General features: G+C 64.6%; 18 protein-coding genes and 1 pseudogene. 6 read left to right on the forward strand and 13 right to left on the reverse strand.

The features are described from left to right. A pseudogene (locus tag NKH12_RS05460) lies at nt 1-100 on the forward strand (IS481 family transposase); the annotation flags it as partial. On the opposite strand, the gene NKH12_RS05465 reads toward NKH12_RS05460, so the two are convergent. The 5 genes from NKH12_RS05465 to NKH12_RS05485 all read right to left on the reverse strand — a co-directional run bounded on the left by NKH12_RS05465 (nt 97) and on the right by NKH12_RS05485 (nt 5,832). Next, complete coding sequence (locus NKH12_RS05465; protein ID WP_352952189.1) at nt 97-1,035, reverse strand: ABC transporter substrate-binding protein; 939 nt, start codon at nt 1,033-1,035, stop codon at nt 97-99. The pseudogene NKH12_RS05460 and the gene NKH12_RS05465 overlap by 4 nt on opposite strands. A gap of 78 nt (nt 1,036-1,113) precedes the next feature. Further along, on the reverse strand, nt 1,114-2,112 hold the full coding sequence (locus tag NKH12_RS05470; RefSeq protein WP_352952289.1) for an ABC transporter permease subunit: 999 nt from the start codon (nt 2,110-2,112) through the stop codon (nt 1,114-1,116). Between the two features lie 20 nt (nt 2,113-2,132). After that, nucleotides 2,133-3,677: a sugar ABC transporter ATP-binding protein gene (locus NKH12_RS05475; RefSeq protein ID WP_352952190.1), complete on the reverse strand. Its 1,545-nt coding sequence runs from the start codon at nt 3,675-3,677 to the stop codon at nt 2,133-2,135. Then, complete coding sequence (locus NKH12_RS05480) at nt 3,674-5,053, reverse strand: FGGY-family carbohydrate kinase (protein ID WP_352952191.1); 1,380 nt, start codon at nt 5,051-5,053, stop codon at nt 3,674-3,676. Before NKH12_RS05480 ends, NKH12_RS05475 begins: the two co-directional genes overlap by 4 nt. Further along, complete coding sequence (locus NKH12_RS05485) at nt 5,050-5,832, reverse strand: DeoR/GlpR family DNA-binding transcription regulator (RefSeq protein ID WP_352952192.1); 783 nt, start codon at nt 5,830-5,832, stop codon at nt 5,050-5,052. The genes NKH12_RS05480 and NKH12_RS05485 overlap by 4 nt, the downstream gene beginning before the upstream one ends. Before the next feature lie 199 nt (nt 5,833-6,031). Here NKH12_RS05485 and NKH12_RS05490 point away from each other — a divergent pair, with 199 nt between their 5' ends. The 4 genes from NKH12_RS05490 (at nt 6,032) to ggt (ending at nt 10,931) form a co-directional block, all read left to right on the forward strand. Next, entirely contained in the window at nt 6,032-7,075 is a 1,044-nt protein-coding gene (locus tag NKH12_RS05490) for a class II aldolase/adducin family protein (RefSeq protein ID WP_352952193.1), read from the forward strand. 1 nt (nt 7,076) lies between these two features. Then, nucleotides 7,077-8,378: an FGGY-family carbohydrate kinase gene (locus NKH12_RS05495; RefSeq protein WP_352952194.1), complete on the forward strand. Its 1,302-nt coding sequence runs from the start codon at nt 7,077-7,079 to the stop codon at nt 8,376-8,378. Then, nucleotides 8,375-9,229, forward strand: a complete 855-nt coding sequence (locus NKH12_RS05500; RefSeq protein WP_352952195.1) for a TIGR01459 family HAD-type hydrolase — start codon at nt 8,375-8,377, stop codon at nt 9,227-9,229. The genes NKH12_RS05495 and NKH12_RS05500 overlap by 4 nt, the downstream gene beginning before the upstream one ends. A 115-nt stretch (nt 9,230-9,344) precedes the next feature. Beyond that, a complete protein-coding gene (gene ggt, locus NKH12_RS05505) occupies nt 9,345-10,931 on the forward strand; it encodes a gamma-glutamyltransferase (protein WP_352952196.1) in 1,587 nt (528 codons plus the stop codon). On the opposite strand, the gene NKH12_RS05510 is transcribed toward ggt, so the two are convergent. The 5 genes from NKH12_RS05510 to NKH12_RS05530 form a co-directional block, all read right to left on the reverse strand. Continuing rightward, nucleotides 10,925-11,725 (reverse strand): ATP-binding cassette domain-containing protein, encoded by an 801-nt coding sequence (locus tag NKH12_RS05510; protein ID WP_352952197.1) that lies wholly within the window; start codon nt 11,723-11,725, stop codon nt 10,925-10,927. The two genes, ggt and NKH12_RS05510, sit on opposite strands and share 7 nt — an antisense overlap. Further along, nucleotides 11,722-12,732, reverse strand: a complete 1,011-nt coding sequence (locus NKH12_RS05515) for an ABC transporter ATP-binding protein (RefSeq protein ID WP_352952198.1) — start codon at nt 12,730-12,732, stop codon at nt 11,722-11,724. The genes NKH12_RS05510 and NKH12_RS05515 overlap by 4 nt, the downstream gene beginning before the upstream one ends. Then, complete coding sequence (locus NKH12_RS05520) at nt 12,729-13,559, reverse strand: ABC transporter permease (protein WP_352952199.1); 831 nt, start codon at nt 13,557-13,559, stop codon at nt 12,729-12,731. Before NKH12_RS05520 ends, NKH12_RS05515 begins: the two co-directional genes overlap by 4 nt. After that, nucleotides 13,556-14,542, reverse strand: coding sequence for an ABC transporter permease (locus tag NKH12_RS05525; protein WP_352952200.1), 987 nt, complete (start codon nt 14,540-14,542; stop codon nt 13,556-13,558). Before NKH12_RS05525 ends, NKH12_RS05520 begins: the two co-directional genes overlap by 4 nt. Before the next feature lie 265 nt (nt 14,543-14,807). Then, nucleotides 14,808-16,418, reverse strand: a complete 1,611-nt coding sequence (locus NKH12_RS05530; RefSeq protein WP_352952201.1) for an ABC transporter substrate-binding protein — start codon at nt 16,416-16,418, stop codon at nt 14,808-14,810. A 280-nt stretch (nt 16,419-16,698) separates the two neighbouring features. Here NKH12_RS05530 and NKH12_RS05535 point away from each other — a divergent pair, with 280 nt between their 5' ends. Next, nucleotides 16,699-17,889 carry a M24 family metallopeptidase gene (locus NKH12_RS05535; RefSeq protein WP_352952202.1) on the forward strand — a complete coding sequence of 397 codons (1,191 nt, stop codon included), beginning with the start codon at nt 16,699-16,701 and terminating at the stop codon, nt 17,887-17,889. A 27-nt stretch (nt 17,890-17,916) separates the two neighbouring features. Here NKH12_RS05535 and NKH12_RS05540 read toward each other — a convergent pair whose 3' ends face one another. Genes NKH12_RS05540 through NKH12_RS05550 form a run of 3 tightly spaced genes read right to left on the reverse strand, consistent with a single transcriptional unit; the run spans nt 17,917 to nt 20,415 of the window. Beyond that, complete coding sequence (locus NKH12_RS05540) at nt 17,917-18,336, reverse strand: cupin domain-containing protein (protein ID WP_352952203.1); 420 nt, start codon at nt 18,334-18,336, stop codon at nt 17,917-17,919. A gap of 16 nt (nt 18,337-18,352) precedes the next feature. Beyond that, the gene (locus tag NKH12_RS05545) at nt 18,353-19,207 is read right to left on the reverse strand and encodes a phosphoenolpyruvate hydrolase family protein (protein WP_352952204.1); all 855 of its coding nucleotides are present in this window, start codon (nt 19,205-19,207) and stop codon (nt 18,353-18,355) included. A gap of 11 nt (nt 19,208-19,218) precedes the next feature. Beyond that, nucleotides 19,219-20,415, reverse strand: coding sequence for a Tm-1-like ATP-binding domain-containing protein (locus NKH12_RS05550; RefSeq protein WP_352952205.1), 1,197 nt, complete (start codon nt 20,413-20,415; stop codon nt 19,219-19,221). Between the last annotated feature and the right edge of the window lie 58 nt (nt 20,416-20,473).

The raw sequence follows: 20,473 nt of genomic DNA on the forward strand, positions 1-20,473 counted from the left end.
CAGATACAATTGGCATCGTCCACACGGCAGCCTAAAGTCCAAACCACCCATCAGTCGCCTCGATATAACCCTGGACAACCTGTTGAGGCTCCACAGCTAGCGGGCCGCGGTCCAGCCCTTGTAGTCCTTCAGATTCTCTGCCGTGATCAGCTGCGGGTCGAGCAGCACCGTCGCCTCGGCCGGCTTTTTGCCGGCGAGCACTTCAGCTGCCATCTGCAGCGATTGGCCGGCCATGACGTAAGGATCCTGCGAGGCCGAGGCCTTGATCATCGAGGTGCCGGAAGAGAGTTCCTTCTCGATGTCGGGCGCGCCGTCGACCGCGGTGAAGACGAACTCCGAGCGGTTGAGCTGCTTGGCCGCAAGCTGGGCGCCGATCGCCGTCGGATCGTTGATGGCGAACACCGCGTCGATCTTGTCGAAGCGAGTAAGCAGCGACTGGAACACCTTCAGACCGCCGTCGCGCGAGCCTTCGGCATTCTGGTCGTCGGAGAGGATCTTGATGTCCGGGTGCTTCGCAAGCACGTCCTTGCAGCCCTTGACCCGCTCCAGGACCGACGACGATGCCGGGCCATTCAGGATGACATAGTCGCCCTTGCCGCCGGTATGGTCGACCAGATACTGGCAGGCCGCTTCGCCGGCCTTGACGTTGTTGGTCATCACGGTGACGTCGGCGCCCGGCGCCGAAACGTCGAACGCGGCAACCACGATGCCCGCCGCCTGCGCCTTCTTGACCGCCGGTGCGATCGCCTTGGCATCGACGGCGTTGAGCATGATCACGTCGACGCCGGCGGCGATGAAGGAGTCGACCTGCGAAACCTGCTTGTTGAGGTCGTAGTCGGCCGACACCGACGTCACCTCGACGTTGGGGTTGATCTTCTTGGCCGCATCTTCGATGCCCTTGATGGTGGCGACGAAGAAGGGGTTGCCGAGCAGGCCGACCGAGATGCCGACCTTGTTCAGATCCTTGGCCGAAGCCGGTGCGATGGCGACGGCCGCAAGGGCAACGCCGCAGAGCAGTTTAGCGATGGTCTTCATTCTTTTCCTCCTGATGCCCCGCGCCTCTCACGGTGCGTTACATGAAACCGGGTCTTTGACGCCGGCGACTAAGGTCAATCACGTTCTTGCTCCTGCCTGGAGCCTGTAGCGGTCGAGGGCGACCGCCACGATGATGACCAATCCCTTGATGATGTACTGCCAGATGTCCGAAACACCGGCCAAGATGAGCCCGTTAGAGAGCACCGCTATGATCAGGCCGCCGATCAGCGTGCCCCAGATCGAGCCGACGCCGCCGACGAAGCTGGTACCGCCGAGAATGACCGCGGCAATGGCGTCGAGCTCATAGGACTGCCCAAGCTGCAGCCCATTGGCAGCGTAAAGCCGGGCCGCCGACATGGCGCCGCCAAGGCCGGCCAGAAGGCCGGAAACGCCATAGACGAAGAGCAGCACCAGCGGCACCTTGATGCCGGTGAGGCGGGCGGCCTCGGCATTGCCGCCGACGGCGTAGATCCAGGTGCCGAGCACGGTGCGCTTGAGCACCAGCCAGGACAGCACCACGACCGACAGAGCGATGATGACCAGCCAGGGGATGCCGAACAGCGAACCGTTACCGATGAAGTCGAACGGCAGGTCCGAGTTGAACACCGTGGTGTCCTGGCCGAGCAGGCGGGCGACGCCGCGCACGGCGGTCAGCGAGCCCAGCGTGACGATAAAGGGCGGCAGCTTGATGTAGGCGACGAGCACCCCGTTGACGACGCCGAAGCCGAGTCCGACCAGAATGGCCGCCGGCCCGCCGAGCATGCCCCACTCCGGCACCAGCGATACCATCACCGCCACCATAGCCGAGGCGGCAAGGATGGAGCCGACGGACAGGTCGATGCCGCCGGTCAGGATGACGAAGGTCATGCCGGCCGCAAGCACGATGTTGATCGACGACTGCTGCGTGACGATCAACAGGTTGGTCTCGGTAAGGAAGCGCGGGTTCATGATCTGAAAGCCGGCAGCCAAAAGGATCAGGACCGGCAGCATGCCAAGCGCGGCGAAGGCGGTGCGCAGCCGCTGGCTCCTGCCAACAGCCCGGGCGCCCGCGCTGATCTCGGTTGCCTTGTCGGTCATCCCCAGGCCGCTCTTGTCGGTCATCCCTTGGCCGCTCCCGTTGCAAGTTCCATGATTGCCTCCTGACTGAGCGGCTGGCCTTCGGATGCCGTCACCTCGCCTGATATGGTGCCGTCGCGCATCACCAGAACGCGATCGGCGACGCCGATCACCTCCGGCAGTTCGCTGGAGATCATCAGGATGGCGATGCCCTTCTTGGCGAGATCGTCGATCAGCCGGTAGATTTCCGACTTCGCCCCGACGTCGACGCCGCGCGTCGGTTCGTCGAGGATGAGGACCCGCGGTTCGGTTTCGAGCAGGCGGGCGAGCAGCACCTTCTGCTGGTTGCCGCCCGACAGCGAGCCGGCATTGGCCTGCACCGACCTGGTGCGGATGGAGAGCTCGGAAACGGCCTTGGCGGCGCGCCTTTCGGCCTTGGCGAAGTCGCGCAAGCCGCCGGCCTGCGCGTCCCTTGCGAGCACGCCCATGCTGATATTGTCGGAAATCGACATGTCGAGAAACAGGCCGAGTTCCTTGCGGTCCTCAGTGAGATAGGCGATGCCGGCATCGAGTGCCTCGCGCGGCGAGCCGATGGCTATGGGCTTGCTGTCGAGTTCCAGCGTGCCGGATGTGTGCCTGTCGGCACCGAAGATCAGCCGCGCAAGCTCGGTTCGGCCCGAGCCGACCAGGCCCGCCAGTGCCAGCACTTCGCCCTTGTGCAGGTCGAAGGAACAGTCCTTCAAAAGATTGCCGTCCGACATGCCCTGCACCGATAGCGCGATCGCGCGCTTGCTGTCCGGCGGGCGGTGATCCTTCTTGTAGAAGGCGGACAGATCACGGCCAACCATCATCGAAACGAGGCGCGAGGCGTTCAGATCGGCGCGGTCGAGCGTGCCGACATAGCCGCTGTCGCGCAGCACGCTGACGCGGTCGGCAAGCTGGTAGACCTCTTCCATGCGGTGGCTGATGTAGATGATGGCGATGCCCTGCGACTTCAGCGTCGCGATGACCTCGAACAGCCTGTCCGTCTCGCGTGAGGTCAGCGAGGTGGTCGGCTCGTCCATGACGATGATGCGCGCGCTGGTCGACAGCGCGCGAGCGATCTCGACCATCTGGCGTTCGCCGAGCGACAGGCTGGAGACCGAGGCGCGCGCCGAGAAGGAAACGCCGAGCCGCGCGATGATTTCCTTGGAGCGCCGGTTGCACTGGTCGCGGTCGACGATGCCGAACCGTCTCGGCTCGTTGCCGAGGAAGATGTTCTGCGCGACCGTCAGGTTGGGCGCCAGCGACAGCTCCTGATAAATGACAGCAATGCCGTTGGCGCGTGCCTTGATCGGGTCGCCGGTCGCAACCGGTATGCCATCGATCAGGATATCGCCGCCTGGATCCGGTCGGTAGGCGCCGGACAGCACCTTCATCAGCGTCGACTTGCCGGCACCGTTTTCGCCCATCAGCGCGTGCAGTTCGCCGGCATGGACGGTCAGCGACACGTCCTGCAAGGCACGGATTGGCCCGAACGTCTTGGAGATGTGCCGCATTTCCAGCACTGGCTGGCGCACTGTTTCGATCCGGGCAGCGGCGGTCATCGTGCACCTCCCGCTGCAGCATCAGCGGCGCCGCGGTGGGCGGCAAGGCCGCGCCAGCTATCGCGATAGAAGGCAAGCCCGGTGAAGCTTGAAGCACAAACAGGCTCCGGCGCCTCGGCGGCAAATTCGCGTCCAACACTCTCGAAGGCAAGAGCCGCCGCTCCGGTGGCGCTGCCCTCCAGCGTGGCGCCCTGCATGAAGGCCTGGCCGGGACGCAGTTGCGCCAGCAAGCTAGCGAGCACGCCGCCACTGTTCAGTCCGCCATCGACGATTACGGTGTTGTTCGATTGGATCAGGTCGAGACACAGATCGACCATCAGCGCGACGTAGAGCAGCGCCACGGCCGCGCGCTCCTCCGCGGTGGGTGTGCGCCCGACCAGTTCGCCGGGATGGCCAGCCATCGGCCCACCTGGCGCGAAGCTGGGCAGCGCCATGATCCCGGCGTCGATCACCTGCTGTACTGTGGAGCGGTCGATTGCGCCCTGCCAGCCGGCGCTGATCGTCGCGAATTCACGGCCGCCCATGAAGCGGATGGTCGGCACCGGGCCGCCGTCGACGTCGACATTGACCAGCATGTCGCGATCGCGATCGAGCGCGTCGAGCGGGCAGTCCGGGTTGAGCACGACGACCCAGGTGCCGGTCGAAACGACAGTGACCGGGCCAAGCTCCTGGCGGCGATAGGCATAGAGCGCCGCATTGCTGTCATGGACACCGTTGTGGATGGCGATCGGCCGCGCCGCCTCGCCGAAGCGCTGCTCGCCGATGACCGCGCCGGCACGCTCGAAGACGGGCATTTGGCCGCGCCAGCCCTCGGCGTCGACCAGCGAACTGAAATCGCGTTTGCGCGGCGCCCACAGATGCGAGTGACAGCCGAGATAGGATACTTCGGAAACCGCCCGGCCGCCAAAGCGCCAGCTCCAGTACTGGGGATAACCGAAGATCGATTTCGCGGCAGCGAACACGCTTGGTTGCACCGCCTTCAGCCACAGCATGTGACGACCATAGTTGAAGCCGAGCGGCAGATGCGGCGAGAATGTTTCGGCGAAATTCGGAATGCGGCGATCGATCTGCGCGGCAATCTCAGCCGGCGGCTCCTGCTCGTAGTCGAGTATCGGATGAGTCAGCGCCGCATCGTCAACCAAGGCAAAGGTGCAGCCATGGCCCGAAATCATCAATCCCTCTATGCCATTGATATCGACGGCCTCGCCGACGGCGCGAGCCGCCCAATCGTGAAGCGCTGCCTCATCGAGCACGCTGAACCCGCCTTCGCGCACCCAGTTCGGCTGGGTCCGGCGCTCGTCGAGAATCTGCCCGTCCTGGCCGAAGACGAACAGCTTCGAGTTGGTCTTGCCGAAGTCGAGGACGGCCACTTTCACGGGACGGCTCCCGAGGCAGAGGCGATCCGCACCATGACGCCGGCATCTTCCAGCATGCGTGCGTCAGCGTCGGACAGCCCGTCATCGGTCACCAGCGTGCCGATGCGCGATAAGGGCATCGCGACGTTGCGCGCGTGGATCGACAGTTTGCGGCTGTCGGCCAGTACAACGATCTGGTCGGCGCATAGGCTGAGTTCGACGATGGAGCGGACCAGCAGCGGATGCGATTCCAGCAGGCCCTCCTGGCCGATGCCTTGCGCGCCAAGAAAGAACTTCGACGCATAGAAAGGTACCGACTGGGTGAGCGAATGGATGATGCCAGGCTCGCGATGAAGTTCACCGCCGGCAATGGTCAGGCTGCAATGGCCGTGGTCGCTCAAATAGGCGATGAGCGGCATCGAGTTGGTGTAGAGCCGGATGTTGCGGTCAGCGAGCTTGACGCCGAGATGGAAACAGGTCGAACCGCCATGCACGATGACCGCGTCGCCATCGCGCACCATGGTCGCCGCGAGAGCGGCGATCTGCCGCTTGGCTTCGACCGCGAGATCGCGGTTCTCGTCATAGGGCCTGGCAAAGGCGACGCCCGCCTGCGAAGCGCCATCGAGCGCCGAGATGCCGCCATAGACCTTCCGTGCCTCGCCGGCCTCGTCGATCTTGTCGATGTCGCGCCGCACCGTCGCCGCCGACACGCCGAGCCGCTCCTGCAGCTCGCGCACCGAGGCGAAGGGGCGATCCCGCAACAGCTCGACAATCTGACGCTGGCGGCCGGAGTCGCTCAACGGATACCTCCCGAAATGCCATTTTGCCACGGCAACTGGTGCAAGTTACTCAACGCGGATTAGATTGCAAGCTCGATTTGACGGGATAAGATCACCATTGACGAAACTTACTCGCATCTGCGATACCAGCATCACTCGTTATCCCTTCAGTGGGAATATTCGAAGCCGTGGCCACGCGGCCGGTTGTGAAGGAGTTTCGATGGCAATCAATGCGGATGCGCAGGAATTGGCTGCGTTGCGGTCGCTTTCGGCCAATATCGGGCGCGACCCGCATTTGACACAGGCCGCGGGCGGCAACACGTCGCTGAAAGCCGGCGACACGCTTTGGATCAAGGCTTCGGGTACCTGGTTGAAGGATGCGCTCGCCGAAGACATCATGGTTCCAGTGGCGATCCCCCCGCTGCTCAGGGCCGTCGAACAGCGCGACCCTGCCGCCGATCAGCCACAGGGTTTCGCCATCGAGGCGCTCAACACACGCAAGCTGCGCCCCTCGATCGAGACTACGGTTCACGCCCTGATGCCGCAGCGCGTCGTCCTGCATGTCCACTGCGTCGACACCATTTCGCTTGCCGTCCAGGCCGACTGCGAGGCTCAAATCGCCAAGCGCCTGGTTGGCTTCGAATGGGCGTATATTCCTTATCGCCGGCCCGGCCTGCCGCTTGCCCAAGGCATTGCCGAGCGTCTTCGGCCTGGGGTCGATGTGCTGATCCTTGCCAATCACGGCCTGGTCGTCGCAGCCGAAACCGTCGACGGCGCCGAGGCGCTGCTGCGTCGCGTCACAGGGCTGCTGGCGCGGCCGCCCCGCGAGGTGGCGGAGCCTAACATTGTCGCATTGACGGCGCTCATTGGACGCACCGGCTACAGGTTGTCGGCGGATGTCGAAGCGCACGCGGTCGCGATCGATCCTGAAAGCTGCCGCATGGCGTCGGGGGGCAGCCTCTATCCCGATCACGTCATCTTTCTCGGCCAGGGTTCAGTCGTGGCGAGACCCGGCGAGGAAGTGATGCGCGTCACCGAACGGTGCGGCACGGCACCCGTGGCAATCCTGTTTCCCGGGCTTGGCGTGCTGATGCGCGGCGACGCCGGCGCCGGCGCCGAAGCCATGCAACGCTGCCTCGCCGACGTGACGGCGCGGATCGACATTGCGGCGAAGCTGAACTATTTGACCGCGGCCGAGAACGACGAACTGATCAACTGGGACGCCGAGCAGTACCGCCAGAAACTCAATGCAGCCGGTAGCTGACATGGCGCGTTCGATTGGCCCGCTTTCGATCGGCCTCCTTTCGATCGGCATCGACATTGGCACATCAGGTGCGCGCGCCGTCGCCATGCGGCCGGACTTTTCGATTGCCGCGGGTTCCGCCGTTCCACTCGACAGATTTGGCCAGAACGCCCGCGACCCGTCCGTATGGTGGTCGGCGGTCGGTGCGGCGCTGACCGAACTGCTTTCCGGCATCGATCGCGCGGCGGTCCGGTCTATTGCCGTCGACGGCACTTCGGGCACGCTGCTGCCGGTCGATGGCACCGGGCAGCCGCTGGCCGAGCCGTTGATGTACAACGACAAGGTCAACGATGACGCCATCCTCGCCGTGATCGCGCGCGAGGCGCCGGCCGCGAGCGCGGCACTTGGGGCGACATCCGGTCTCGCCAAGGCGCTCTGGTTTCAGCGCCTGCCCGGCGCCGCCGCGGTGCTGCATCAGGCCGACTGGATCGCGGGACAGTTCTCCAGCCGCTTCGACACCAGCGACGAGAACAATGTCCTGAAAACCGGCTATGACGTCGAGGCCCGCCGCTGGCCGGACTGGATCGCGGCGACCGGTATGCGCATGGAATTCCTGCCTCGCGTCGTCAGGCCGGGCGATGTAACGGGAACGCTCACCGCGAGCGCTGCGGACCTGTTCGGCCTGGCGCGAGACGTCGCCGTGGTCGCCGGGACGACGGATGGCTGCGCGTCGTTCCTGGCGACAGGTGCTGCGGCAGTTGGTGACGGGGTCACCGCGCTGGGGTCCTCCCTGACCCTCAAAATCCTCTCCGACCGGCCGATCTCGGTGCCGCAGTTCGGCATCTATAGTCACCGGTTGGGAGATGCTTATCTTGCGGGTGGTGCGTCGAATTCGGGCGGCAAAGTGCTGGCGCAGCATTTCTCTCTCGCGCGCATCATCGAGCTGAGTGCGGCGATCGACCCCATGATGGAGACGGGCCTCGACTATTATCCGCTTCCCGCGGTCGGCGAACGCTTTCCGATCGCCGATCCTGCTCTGCCGCCACGTCTGACGCCGCGGCCGGCGGACGACGCCGACTATCTGAAAGCGATGTTGGAGGGCATTGCCGAGATCGAGGCGCTCGGCTATCGCCGGCTTGCCGAGTTCGGCGCGCCTCGGCTGATCTCGGTCAGAAGTGTCGGCGGCGGTGCGGCAAATCCCGCCTGGTCCGCGATCCGGCAGCGCAAGCTGGGCGTCGATTTTCTGCCGGCGCTTTCGGACGAGGCGGCCGCCGGCACGGCGCGGCTGGCGCTGATGGGCGCAACCGAAGCGGGGCTGTTGTGAGCACGAGAACAGTTGAACATCTCGAGGGTATCGGAGCGCTGGTTGAGCGCTATCAGGTGTTCCTGCTCGATCAGTTCGGCGTGCTGCACGACGGTACAAACCCCTATCCGGGCGCCGTGGAGGCGTTGTCGGCGCTGAAGCGCGCAGGCAAGACGATTGTGCTGGTCTCGAACTCCGGCAGGCGGGCGCGGCCCAATGAAGCCCGCTTGCTGAAGCTCGGCTTTGAGCCAGGAAGCTGGGATCAATTTGTCTCTTCCGGCGAGATCGCGTGGCGGTCCTTTCACGAAATGGCGATATCCGGAAAGCTGCGCCCAAACACAAAGTGCCTGCTGATCAGCCGGGAGGGCGATCGTTCGGCGATTGAAGGTCTGCCTTTTACCCTGACCAGCGACGGCGACGATGCCGAGCTGGTGTTGATCGCCGCCAGCGAGGGCGATCGCTTCGACATCGATCACTATCGCGGGCTTTTTGCACAGGCAGCAGCGCGGCAGGTGCCGTGCTTCTGCACCAACCCCGACAAGATCATGCTGACCGCCGTAGGACCCCGCTTTGGCGCCGGTCAGCTTGCGGATCTCTACGAGAGCCTCGGCGGCAACGTCACCCGCATCGGCAAGCCTTACGCGCCGATCTTCGACGCCGCGCTGGCGCTGGCGGGCAACCCGGACCGCAGCAGCGTCGTCTGTGTCGGCGACAGCGTTGAACACGATGTCGCCGGTGGAATTGGTGCCGGCGTTGCGACTGCGCTGGTGTTGTCCGGAATATTGGCGGACACCCCTGACCTGGCCGAGCTTTTCGACACTCTGGACGCCTACCCCGATTACACCACGGATGTTTTCAAATTCGCTGATTGAGGCCGGCAGCTTCCCGGGTCAGGCGCTGCCACGGTGATCATGGTGCTTCGGTGGCCCAGCCCTTTGGCTGCCGGAGCCAGTTCACATCTGGCTGGTCGGAGGCTATTGATCCTGCATGCGTGATTTTCAACTCCCCGGTCGGTCGCCGGTTCGTGCGACGGAAGCGATGGCCGCGACATCGCACCCGCTGGCTACGCTGGCGGCGGTCGAGATGCTGCGGGCCGGCGGCACCGCAATGGACGCGGCCGTCTGCGCGGCTGCGGTGCAAGCGGTCGTAGAGCCGCAATCGACGGGCATCGGCGGCGACTGTTTCGTCCTCTACTGTCCCAACGGCCAAGGCGAGGTTCTGGCCTTCAACGGCTCGGGCCGCGCACCGGCCGCGGCAGAGGCGCAATGGTATCTGGACAGGGGGCATGACGAACTGCCTGAGTCCGGTCCGCACGCGGTCACCGTCCCGGGCGCCATCGACGCCTGGTGCCGGCTGCTCGAGGATCACGGCAGAAAGGGCATCGACGCCGCGCTCGCACCCGCCATACGTTACGCCGAACAGGGCTACGTCGTCCAGGACCGTGTGGCCTTCGACTGGGCTGAAAGTGCTGCCTTGCTGGCCGCCGACGAGCATGCCGCGCGGATTTTTCTGCCGGATGGAAAGGCGCCGCAGGCCGGCGAGCTGCACTGGCAGCCGCAACTGGCCGATACCTTGCGCATCGTCTCGCGCCGCGGCCGTGCCGGCTTCTATGAAGGCGAGGTCGCCGACGACATGGTGTCGCGTCTGCGTGCTCTCGGCGGGCTGCATACGCTCGAGGATTTCGCGGCCACCAAGGGCGAATATGTCAGGCCGGTCGGCACATCCTACCGGGGCTGGGACATCCATCAGATGCCGCCGAACAACCAGGGGCTGACGGCACTGATCATGCTGAATGTGCTGTCGGGCTTCTCGCTCGGCTCGCTGGACCCAAACGGCGCCGAGCGCTTTCACCTCGAGATCGAGGCTGGGCGGCTTGCCTATCAGGATCGCGACAATTTCATCGGCGACCAGAACCACGTCCATGTTCCCGTGGAGCAGTTGTTGTCCAGATCCCATGCGGACCGGCTTCGCGCCGAGATCGATCCGGCGCGTGCGATGACGCATCTACCTCGGCTTGAGCTTCAGCCGAGCGATACCGTCTACGTCTCGGTCGTCGACCGCGACCGCAATGCGGTCAGCTTCATCAACTCAACCTTCGGTTCGTTCGGCAGCGGGGTGGTCGGCCCGAGGACCGGCGTCGTCCTGCAGAACCGCGGCAGCAGCTTCCGCCTGGCGGCAGACCATCCAAACCGCATCGCACCGGGAAAACGCCCGATGCACACCATCATGCCGGGCATGGTGACAGCCAAGGGCCGGGCGGTCATGCCGTTCGGCGTGATGGGCGGCGGCTACCAGCCGTTCGGCCATGTCCACCTGCTCACCAACATGATCGATTTCGGCCTGGACCCGCAGGAGGCGCTGGATGCGCCACGAGTGTTTTACAGACAGAACACTGTGGAGGCAGAGCGTGGCGTTCCGGCCGAGGCGATCGCCGGCCTGCGCGAACGAGGCCACGACGTGTCCATCCCAACCGAACCGCATGGCGGCGGCCAGCTGGTGCTGATCGACTGGGACAAGGGCACGCTTACCGGCGCGTCCGATCCACGCAAGGATGGTTGCGCGCTGGGTTACTGACCGGCCGCGCCCTGCGTGCTGGTCCTGTTCAGTTTCGGCGCTGCCGCCACCAGCGCCTTGCCGATCGCCGACTGCGGGGCTCCGATGACCGCACGGGCGTCGCCGCTCTCGGCGACGCGGCCGGCATCCAGAATGACGACACGATGGGCGATGGCGCTGATGACGCCGAGATCATGCGAAATGAACAGATAGGCGATCCGTTCCTCGCGCTGCAGATCGAGCAGCAATTGCAGGATCTGCCGGCGCACCGATACGTCGAGCGCTGACACCGCCTCATCGAGCACGATCAGCGACGGCTTTGTCGCGATGGCGCGGGCGATTGCGATGCGCTGGCGCTGGCCGCCCGAGACCTCGTGGATGGCGCGAGCGGCCAGATCAGCGCTCAGGCCGACGCGCTCCAGCAAAGCAGCGATGCGGCGCGGGCGCTCTTTTCGAGAGGCGATGCCATGGATGCGCAGGGGATCATCGATCAGGCGTGCGACGCTGGCGCGCGGGTTGAAGGCGGCTAGCGGGTCCTGGAACACCATTTGCAAGCGCGGGCGTCGGGCGCGCAAGGCGGCGCCGTTCAGGGCCAGGAAATCGCCGCCTTCGAACTCGATACGGCCGGCATCCGGTTCGATCAGCCGCAGCAGCAGTCGCGCGATCGTCGACTTGCCGCTGCCGGAAGGCCCGGCGAGCGCCAGCGTCTCGCCGGGCTCGATGTGGAAGGAAACGTCATCGACGGCGGCGATTGTCTTGTCGCCGCGACGATATCGTCTGGTGAGGCCGGAAACGGCCAGCAATGGACTGCTCACCTCGACGCTCCTGCCTGCTGCAGCAGTGGTTCGGCGTCGAGGCCGAGATGGGCGTCGAGCAGCGCTCTTGTGTAGGCATGGCGCGGGCTGGCGATGATCTGCGCCGTCGCACCGAACTCGACCAGCTCGCCGTGCCGGAACACGGCAATGCGCTCGGCCAGTTCGGCGGCCAGCGCGATGTCGTGGCTGACGAACAGAAGCGTCATGCCGTCCTCGGCCACCAATTGCCGGATCAACGCGACGATCTCGGCCTGCACGATGGTGTCGAGCGCGCTGGTCGCCTCGTCGGCGATCAGCAGCTTCGGACCGGCCGCGATCGCTGCGGCGATCGCCACGCGCTGTTTTTGGCCACCGGAAAGCTGGTGCGGGTAGGCGTGCAAAGCGGCGTCCGGGTCGGGCAGGCGGACGCGTTCAAGCAGAGTTTTTGCCTTGGCATAGGATTGCGACCAACTAAGGCCGAGATGCGTGTGCGCGACTTCCGCGATCTGCTCGCCGATCGCCATTACCGGATCGAGGCTGGCCGACGGATCCTGGAAGACGAAGCCGATATCGCGGCCACCGAGGGGGGTGTGGTCGCGAAGACTGGCAGGTTGGCGATCCGTCGCGCCCCCCTCTGTCCTGCCGGACATCTCCCCCACTTGGGGGGAGATCGGAAGTTCCACCGCCGGCTCTTTTCCTCCAACTCCGGCGATTGGCGAAAGCGGAGATGAGAGAGCAATCTCCCCCCTTGCGGGGGAGATGTCCGGCAGGACAGAGGGGGGTGCCTTGGCACCAAAGGATGGCGACGATGGCAAAAACCACTCGATCGAGCCTTCGATCCTGGCGGAGGCCGGCAGCAGCCCGGCAACGGCCAGCGCCAGCGTGCTCTTGCCCGAACCGCTCTCGCCGATGATGGCGAGGCGCTCGCCGGCGGCGACATCGAAGCTGATATGGTTCAGCGCCGCCACCTCGGTGCCATCGCGGCGATAGGTCACCGTCAGATCGCGGATCGAAAGCAGCGCCGTCACGACAGGCTCCTTCTCACCGCCGTCGTCTCGACGACGCCTTCGCCGGCGAGATAGACGCCGAGCACGGTCAGCACGAGCGCTACGCCGGGAATGATCGACAGGAAGGGCGCGGTGCGCAGCACGGCACGGCCTTCGGCGATCATGCCGCCCCAGGTCACGCGGTTGGGGTCGCCGAGGCCGAGGAAGGACAATGCCGCTTCAGTAAGGATCGCGGCGGCGACGATCACCGACGACAATGCCAGCGCCGGCGGCAATGCGTTGGGCAGCACTTCGCGAAAGGCGATCTCCAGCGGATGCATGCCGATGACGCGGGCGCCGGCGACAAAATCGCGCTCACGGATCGACAGCACTTCGGCGCGGGCGACGCGCGCCGGCCCCGTCCAAGCGCCAAGCGCGATCGCTGCGACAACGACGCCGAGCGACGGCCCGACGACACTGACGAAAGCCAGCGCCAGCAGGAAGCTCGGCACGGTCTGGAAGGCGTCGGTGATACGCATCAGCACTTCGTCGACGAGACCGCCGGCAAAGCCGGCCAGCGTGCCGACTATTGCGCCGACGGCAAGGGCTGCGGCTGCCGCCGCCAGCCCGATCGCCAAGGAGGTACGGGCGCCGTGGAGAAGCTCGGCCAGCACGTCACGGCCGAGCCGATCGGTGCCGAGCGGCAGCGACCAGTCCTGAAAGGGCGGCAGCAGCGCCGGCCCGGCAATAGCCTGCGGATCGCCGGGAAAGAATAGCGGTGCGGCAAGCGCCATGGCGAACAGCGCCGCCAGAATGATCGCGCCGGCGATCGCTTCCGGCGTGCGAAGAAAGCGGCGAAACGGGCTCACGCGCTGGTCTCGCTGGCGCCGACGCGCGGATCGAGGAAAGCGTAGGCGATATCGACGAGAAGGTTGATGATGATAACCATAACGGCGCTGACGAGAATGATGCCGAGCAACAGCGGCGTGTCGCGCGCGGCCACCGCTTCCTGCGCCAGCCGGCCAAGGCCGGGCACCGAAAAGACGCTTTCGATGACGACGCTGCCGCCGAGCATCTGCGCCGATTGCAGGCCGAGCATGGTGACCAGCGGCAACAGCGCGTTGCGGGCAACGTGAGCGAGCACGATGCGGCGGCGGGACAGGCCTTTGGCGCGAGCGGCGAGGACGAAATCCTGCCGCCAGACTTCGGCCATGCCGGCGCGCATCATGCGCAGATAGAGCGCCAGATAGATGAAGCCGAGGGCCGACACCGGCAGGACGAGATGGCGGGCAATATCCACCGCGCGGTCGAGGCCGGTCTTGCCCGACGCGATGCTCTCGATGCCGCCGATCGGAAACCAGCGCAGGTCGACGGCAAAGATGATGATCAGCACTAGGCCGAGCCAGAAGCCCGGTACTGCATAGAGCGCCAACGAGCCAATCGACAGGAAGCGGTCGCGAAAGCTAGCGGGCCTGGCGCCGGCATAGATGCCGAGTGCCGAGCCGAGCCCGAAGGAGAGCGCGGTGGCGCTGACCATCAACAGCAGCGTGTTGGGCAGGCGTTCGAGGATCACGTCGCGGATCGGCCGCGAAAAGGTGACGGACTGGCCAAGGTCGAGGTGCAGCAGCGCCCAGAGGTAGTTCGCCAGCCGCGTCAGCGCCGACTGGTCGAGGCCCCAGCGATGACGCAGCAATTCGATCATGCCGGCGTCACCGCCGGTCGAGGCGATATAGGCGTCGACAGCGTCACCGGGCGCTGCTTCCAGCAAAAGGAAGGTGCCGATGACGACAATCAGCAGCACGAAGACGCTGCCGACGAGGCGACGGCGAAGGAGAAGAAGCGCGCGGGTCATGGCGCGAAGCTGATAGGAGAGCCAAGTCTTCGGTGCCGCGCCCTACGGCGCCCCCCTCTGTCCTGCCGGACATCTCCCCCACTTGGGGGGAGATTGGCAGCTTTGGCGCCTCGCTCAGTCCGGCAACGTTGGAGATTGGCGAAAGGCCGGACGACAGCCGATCTCCCCCCTCGTGGGGGAGATGTCCGGCAGGACAGAGGGGGGCGCGAAGGAACTCTCATTGTCAAACCTGAGCACCCGGACAGTCGATCTGCAAGGCCGCAGTTCACCCCTCCAGCCAGGTGTCCGCCCAGTTCGACACCGCCCAGCGCGGGTTGTTGGCGATATTCCTGACCGAGTCACGCGCGACACTGATGAAGCTCCATTCGGCGACGTTGATCAGCGGCAGTTCGGCTGCGACCTTTTCTTGAAACTCCTTGTAAAGTTCCGTCCGCGCGGCGGGGTCGAGCGTCTCGGATGCCTTGGCGATGAGGGCGTCGAGTTCGTCGTTCTTGTAGCCGCCCTGGTTTGAGAAAGGCACGCCGTCCGGAATGCCGCTCTGCACCAGAATGGTGGTCGAGATCGCCGGGTCGCCGCGGAACACCGGCGGCCCGACAGCAAGGTCGAAGGCGTGGTCGGTGTAGACGGCCTTGATATGCGCGGCCGAGTCGTTGTTGACCAGTTGGGCGTCGATGCCAATGGCGGCGAGCGCCTGGCGCAGATAGTCGCCGAACTGCTTGGTTTCGTTGAAGTAGGGCGCCGGCAGCAGCTTCAGCGAAAAGCGCTTGCCGTCGTCTCCCTTGCTGTAGCCGGCTTCGTCGAGCAAGGCGTTGGCCTTGGCGACGTCGAAGGCATAGGTCGGCACGTCGGCGGTATAGAACTGCGGATCGTTTTTCGGCACCGGGCCGGTGGCTGTGGCGGCATAGCCGAGGAACACCGTCTTGACGACGAAATCCTTGTCGATGGCGTGGGCGATCGCCTGGCGCACCTTCAGGTCGGCCAGCTCCTTGCGGCGATGGTTGATCTCGACGACGAGCTGATAGGTCAGCCCCTCATAGCCCTTGGTGATCACCTTGAGGCCAGGCACCTTGGAGATGCGGTCGAGGTCGGCCAACGGCACCGCGGAAAACGCGGCGAGCTGGATTTCTTCCGCCTCAAGCGCGCTTGCCGCCGAGGTGCGGTCGGGCAGCACTTGATAGATGATCTCGTCGAGGTAAGGTTGGTCCTTGCCCCAATAGTCGGCATTCTTCTCCAGCCGATAATATTCGCCGGGTTTGTGTTCGGCGAATTTAAACGGGCCGGTACCAACAGGCGCGTTGTTGGCCGGATTCTCTTCGATCTTTCCTGTCTCATAGATGTGCTTGGGCACCACGCTGCTCAGCGCCGGCAAGGCGTTTCGGATCAGCTGGAACGGCGTCGGCTTGGCGAACTTGAACACCGCCGTCAGTTCGTCCGGCGTGTCGACGGTCTCCAGATCCTTGAACACGGTCCGGCCGAGATTCTGCAGCGGCTTCCAGATTTGCAGCGCCGAGAAGGCGACGTCGGCGGAGGTGAAGGGTTTGCCGTCGTGCCATTTGACGCCGTCGCGCAATTTGAACGTTACCGACAGGCCGTCGGCGGCGCCCTCCCAGCCTATCGCCAGACGCGGGTCGAGCCCGTCCTTGCCGTCGAAGGAAGCCTCGGCCAGAGTTTCCACGATTTTGCTCGAGATAAAGAACACACCGTTGGAAGCGACGATCGCCGGGTTGAGATTGCGCGGCTCGGAATCGGCGGCGACGACCAGCCGCCCGCCTTTCTTCGGCGTCTGTGCCAGAGCGATGGTCGGCAGCGCCGTCGAAGCCAGCAGGAGTGCCGAACCGGCAAGTACGGTGCGTCTGGAAATCGTGACATCTGACATGATCGAACTCCGTCCCTCTCAGCCACCCGGCCGGGTGGGCCAGTACCCTCGGACGCCGGACGGCATCCTTGCAAGGATGATTATGAGCCTTGCCGAGGGTTTCGCCAGAGACGGATTTGGCGCATCCTCGTGTGGCTTTGAAAATTTCGTCCGCTGGACCAGTTACAGGGAAGCGGTTCAACCCGACCTTATCTGGTAGGACCAGACTTATCTAGTAGGACCAGATTGGACACCGCCGGAGATCCGAGCGGCCGGCCAGGGAATTCAGGGAGAGAGAAAGATGAACGTCGCCCCGGGCAAGAATGCCGTCAGCACCATCCCGTTCGATCATGCAAGGGTCGATCAGCTGATGGAGGAGGCCAGCATCGATGTACTGCTCGCCACCTCCAAGCACAACACGCAATATCTGCTTGGTGGCTATAAGTTCATCTTCTTCGCCGGCATGGATGCGATCGGCCACAGCCGCTATCTGCCTATCGTGGTTTACGAGAAGGGTGGGCCGGACCACGCCGCCTATATCGGCAACCGCATGGAGGGCGCCGAGCACCAGAACAACCCGTTCTGGACGCCGACCTTGCACGCCGCCTGCTGGGGCACGCTCGACGCCGCCAATCTCGCGGTCGAGCACCTGGCGAAAATCGGCAAGGGCGACGCCCGCATCGGCATCGAGCCAGCTTTCCTGCCGTCGGATGCCTACACACTGATCCGCAAGGCATTGCCGGACGCCAAGCTGATCGATGCGACTGATATGCTGGAGCGGATGCGGGCGATCAAGACGGAAGCTGAGCTGGAGAAGCTGCGCACCGCCTCTGAACGGATCACCGATTCCATGCTGGCAACCATTGCCTGGGCACGCGAAGGCACGACGAAGGCCGAGATCATCGAGCAGCTGCGGCGCGAGGAGACCAATCGCGGCGCGCATTTCGAATATTGCCTGCTGACGCTGGGCTCCAGCCACAACCGCGCCGCCTCGCCGCAGGCATGGAAGAAGGGCGAGGTGATGTCGATCGACTCAGGCGGCAATTATCACGGCTATATCGGCGACCTCTGCCGCATGGGCATTCTGGGTGAGCCGGATGCCGAACTCGAGGATCTATTGGCCGAAGTCGAGGCGGTGCAGCAGGCGGCCTTTTCCAAGGTACGCGCCGGTACGCTGGGTGGGGACATGATCTCCCACGCGCAGAGCGTGCTGAAGAAATCCAAGGTTGCGCCCTATACCGATTTCTTCGCCCACGGCATGGGACTGATCACGCATGAAGCGCCATTCCTGATGACCAACCATCCGGTGACCTATGAAGGCACCTATGCCGAAAAGCCGCTGGAGAAAAACATGGTGCTCTCGGTCGAGACGACGATGCTTCACCCGACGCGCGGCTTCATCAAGCTGGAGGACACCGTGGCGGTCACCGACACCGGCTACGTCATGTTCGGCGACCGGGGCAGGGGCTGGAACAGAGGTGGAGCTTCATAATCAGACGGCAGCGCTGCCCAGAGGAAATTATTCCCCACCCGCCGGCACCAGCCTGAAATCGGGTAACTCCCGCAGCGCCCGTTCCGGCCCGGCCGGCGAATAGACGACGAAGAGCTGCATCGGCCCATCGCCGGTGTTCAGCGTCGAGTGGAAGCGGCTTTCCGGCACATAGATGGTGCAACCGGGCCCGACCTTCTCAACCACCGGATTGCCGTTCTCGTCCTCGACCATCTGCTCGCCATTGCCTGATATGACGAAGATGATCTCTTCAGCACCTGGATGGTTGTGGCGCGTGTGACCCTTGCCGGACGGTAGGTCGACGACGCCGCCGGAAAAGCGCGCAGCACCATTCACTTCGGGCGCCACCGTCAGCGACAGCCTGCCCCAGTCGAAGCCGAAGGCGCTGACATCCTTCGGATACACGAACACCTTGCTCTTGTCGGTCATCGTCTCGCTCCTTTCCTTATTTCGCGATGGCGTTCGGGGCGCCGATCGTGACGGCCTTGAAATCCGCAGTCTGCCTGGCGATCGCCGCTTCTGCCGGCAGCCGCTCCATCGAGCTGGCGCCGTAGAAGCCGTGCAGACCCTTGCAGCGTTCGAGAATGTACCGGGCGTCGTCCGGCATCGAGATCGGCCCGCCATGGCAAAGCAGGATGACGTCCTTGCGCACGACACGCGCCGCTTCAGCGATGCCGTCGATCTCCGTCACGCAGTCGTCGAGCGACTTGGCCGACGTCGCGCCGATCGAGCCGCCGGTGGTTACCCCCATATGAGCGACGACGATGTCAGCGCCCGCCTTAGTCATGGCGCGCGCTTCATCGGGGTTGAACACGTAGGGCGTGGTCAGGAGATCGAGCTCGTGTGCCGCGGCGATCATGTCGACCTCGAGCCCAAAGCCCATGCCGGTTTCCTCGAAACTTTGCCGCATCTGGCCGTCGAACAGGCCGATGGTCGGAAAGTTCTGCACGCCGGAAAAACCCATCGTCTTCAGCTCGGTCAGCAGCAGCGGTATGATGACGAAGGGATCGGTGCCGTTGACGCCGGCCAGCACCGGCGTCTTCTTGACCACCGGCAGCACCTCGTAGGCCATTTCCTTGACGATCTCGTTGGCGTTGCCATAGGCGAGCAGGCCGGCAGCCGAGCCGCGCCCGGCCATGCGGTAGCGGCCGGAATTGTAGATGATGATCAGGTCGAGGCCGCCGGCCTCCTCGGCCTTGGCCGAAAGGCCGGTGCCGGCGCCGCCGCCGACGATCGGCACGCCGCCGGCAATCATCTTGCGGAATTTTTCCAGGATCTTTTTGCGCGGTATCGCGGGCATGGCTTCGTCTCTCACTGTCTGGCGATGTCGAGAAAAGCCGCAACCGCAGCCTTGGCGAATTCGGGATCGTTGATGTGCAGTGGCAGGCGCGTCACTCGGCGCGTGTTGTCCGGTATGATCGTACGTTCGATAGCCTCGAAGAGTGCTGCATCGGCTTCAGGGTCGAAGAAGGCGCCGCCGTCAATGTCGAGCGCCGAGACGCCTTTTTCGGGAATGAGGAACCGGACCGGGCCGTCGCAGAAGCTCAGTTTGGTGCCGATCCATTCGCCGATCTTGCGGCTTTCGTCAGGTGTCGTGCGCATCAGCGTCACGTTAGGATTGTGCTCGTAAAACAGCCGCCCGCGATAGCGTTGTGGAACAGTCGGTGGCGCCCAGAAATTCACCATATCGAGCGCGCCGACCGAGCCGACATAGGGCAGTTTCGTGCGGGCGATCGCGCCGAAGCGGTCTTCGGTCGCCGGCAGAACGCCGCCGAGCAGGAGGTCACAGACCTCTGTCGTCGTGATATCGATGACGCCGGACAGCAAGCCGCTATCGGCCAGCTTTTCCATGCTGCGGCCGCCGGTACCGGTGGCGTGAAAGACCATGCAGTCATAGCTCGAACGAAGCTGCTCGGCGATGGAAGTCACGCATGGCGTGGTGACGCCGAACATGGTGAGGCCGATCGACGGTTTGCCGTCGGGCGGCGGCGCTGGTTTCGCAGCCATGCCCGATATCGCCTGGGCGGCGTTGTGCAGCACGACACGAGACAGCCGGTTCAGGCCGGCCATGTCGGTCACTGACGGCATCATGACGATGTCGGAGATATCGACATAGGGCGCCGTGTCGCCCGAGGCGAGCGTCGAGACCATGATCTTGGGCAGGCCGAGCGGCAGCGCGCGCATGCCTGATGTGATGATCGAAGTGCCGCCGCCACCGCCGATACCGATCATGCCGGATATATTGGTGCGCGACTGGACAAATCGGGTGAAGGCGATGGCCATTGCCGCCACCGCGGTGCCGCGGTCGTCGACGCCCAGCACGGCAGTGCTGCCGTCGGGATGGTGGCCGGCGATCTCTTCGGCCGAGACATCGACCGGCACGGTCGCGTTGCGCGTTCCGACGTCGACGCGGGCGACAGCAGCACCGGTGGCGGCGACCGCATCGGCCAGAAAGGCGAGTTCCTCACCCTTGGTGTCGGCAGTGCCCACCACATAGATGCGTTTCATTGCGTTTCCCCGGTTCGAGGCGCACTCGGCGTTGCCGCCGGCCGCTCTTTTGCCTCGG

The sequence above is a fragment of the Mesorhizobium sp. M1322 genome, assembly GCF_040318085.1.
Taxonomy (GTDB): Bacteria; Pseudomonadota; Alphaproteobacteria; order Rhizobiales; family Rhizobiaceae; genus Mesorhizobium.

What these genes read in the sequence shown, in the direction of transcription:
- NKH12_RS05470 (WP_352952289.1), bottom strand. Translation starts at nt 2,112, where the DNA reads ATGACCGACAAGGCAACCGAGATCAGCGCGGGCGCCCGGGCTGTTGGC.
- NKH12_RS05475 (WP_352952190.1), bottom strand. Translation starts at nt 3,677, where the DNA reads ATGACCGCCGCTGCCCGGATCGAAACAGTGCGCCAGCCAGTGCTGGAA.
- NKH12_RS05535 (WP_352952202.1), top strand. Translation starts at nt 16,699, where the DNA reads ATGAACGTCGCCCCGGGCAAGAATGCCGTCAGCACCATCCCGTTCGAT.
- NKH12_RS05540 (WP_352952203.1), bottom strand. Translation starts at nt 18,336, where the DNA reads ATGACCGACAAGAGCAAGGTGTTCGTGTATCCGAAGGATGTCAGCGCC.
- NKH12_RS05545 (WP_352952204.1), bottom strand. Translation starts at nt 19,207, where the DNA reads ATGCCCGCGATACCGCGCAAAAAGATCCTGGAAAAATTCCGCAAGATG.
- NKH12_RS05550 (WP_352952205.1), bottom strand. Translation starts at nt 20,415, where the DNA reads ATGAAACGCATCTATGTGGTGGGCACTGCCGACACCAAGGGTGAGGAA.
- NKH12_RS05525 (WP_352952200.1), bottom strand. Translation starts at nt 14,542, where the DNA reads ATGACCCGCGCGCTTCTTCTCCTTCGCCGTCGCCTCGTCGGCAGCGTC.
- NKH12_RS05530 (WP_352952201.1), bottom strand. Translation starts at nt 16,418, where the DNA reads ATGTCAGATGTCACGATTTCCAGACGCACCGTACTTGCCGGTTCGGCA.
- ggt (WP_352952196.1), top strand. Translation starts at nt 9,345, where the DNA reads ATGCGTGATTTTCAACTCCCCGGTCGGTCGCCGGTTCGTGCGACGGAA.
- NKH12_RS05490 (WP_352952193.1), top strand. Translation starts at nt 6,032, where the DNA reads ATGGCAATCAATGCGGATGCGCAGGAATTGGCTGCGTTGCGGTCGCTT.
- NKH12_RS05495 (WP_352952194.1), top strand. Translation starts at nt 7,077, where the DNA reads ATGGCGCGTTCGATTGGCCCGCTTTCGATCGGCCTCCTTTCGATCGGC.
- NKH12_RS05465 (WP_352952189.1), bottom strand. Translation starts at nt 1,035, where the DNA reads ATGAAGACCATCGCTAAACTGCTCTGCGGCGTTGCCCTTGCGGCCGTC.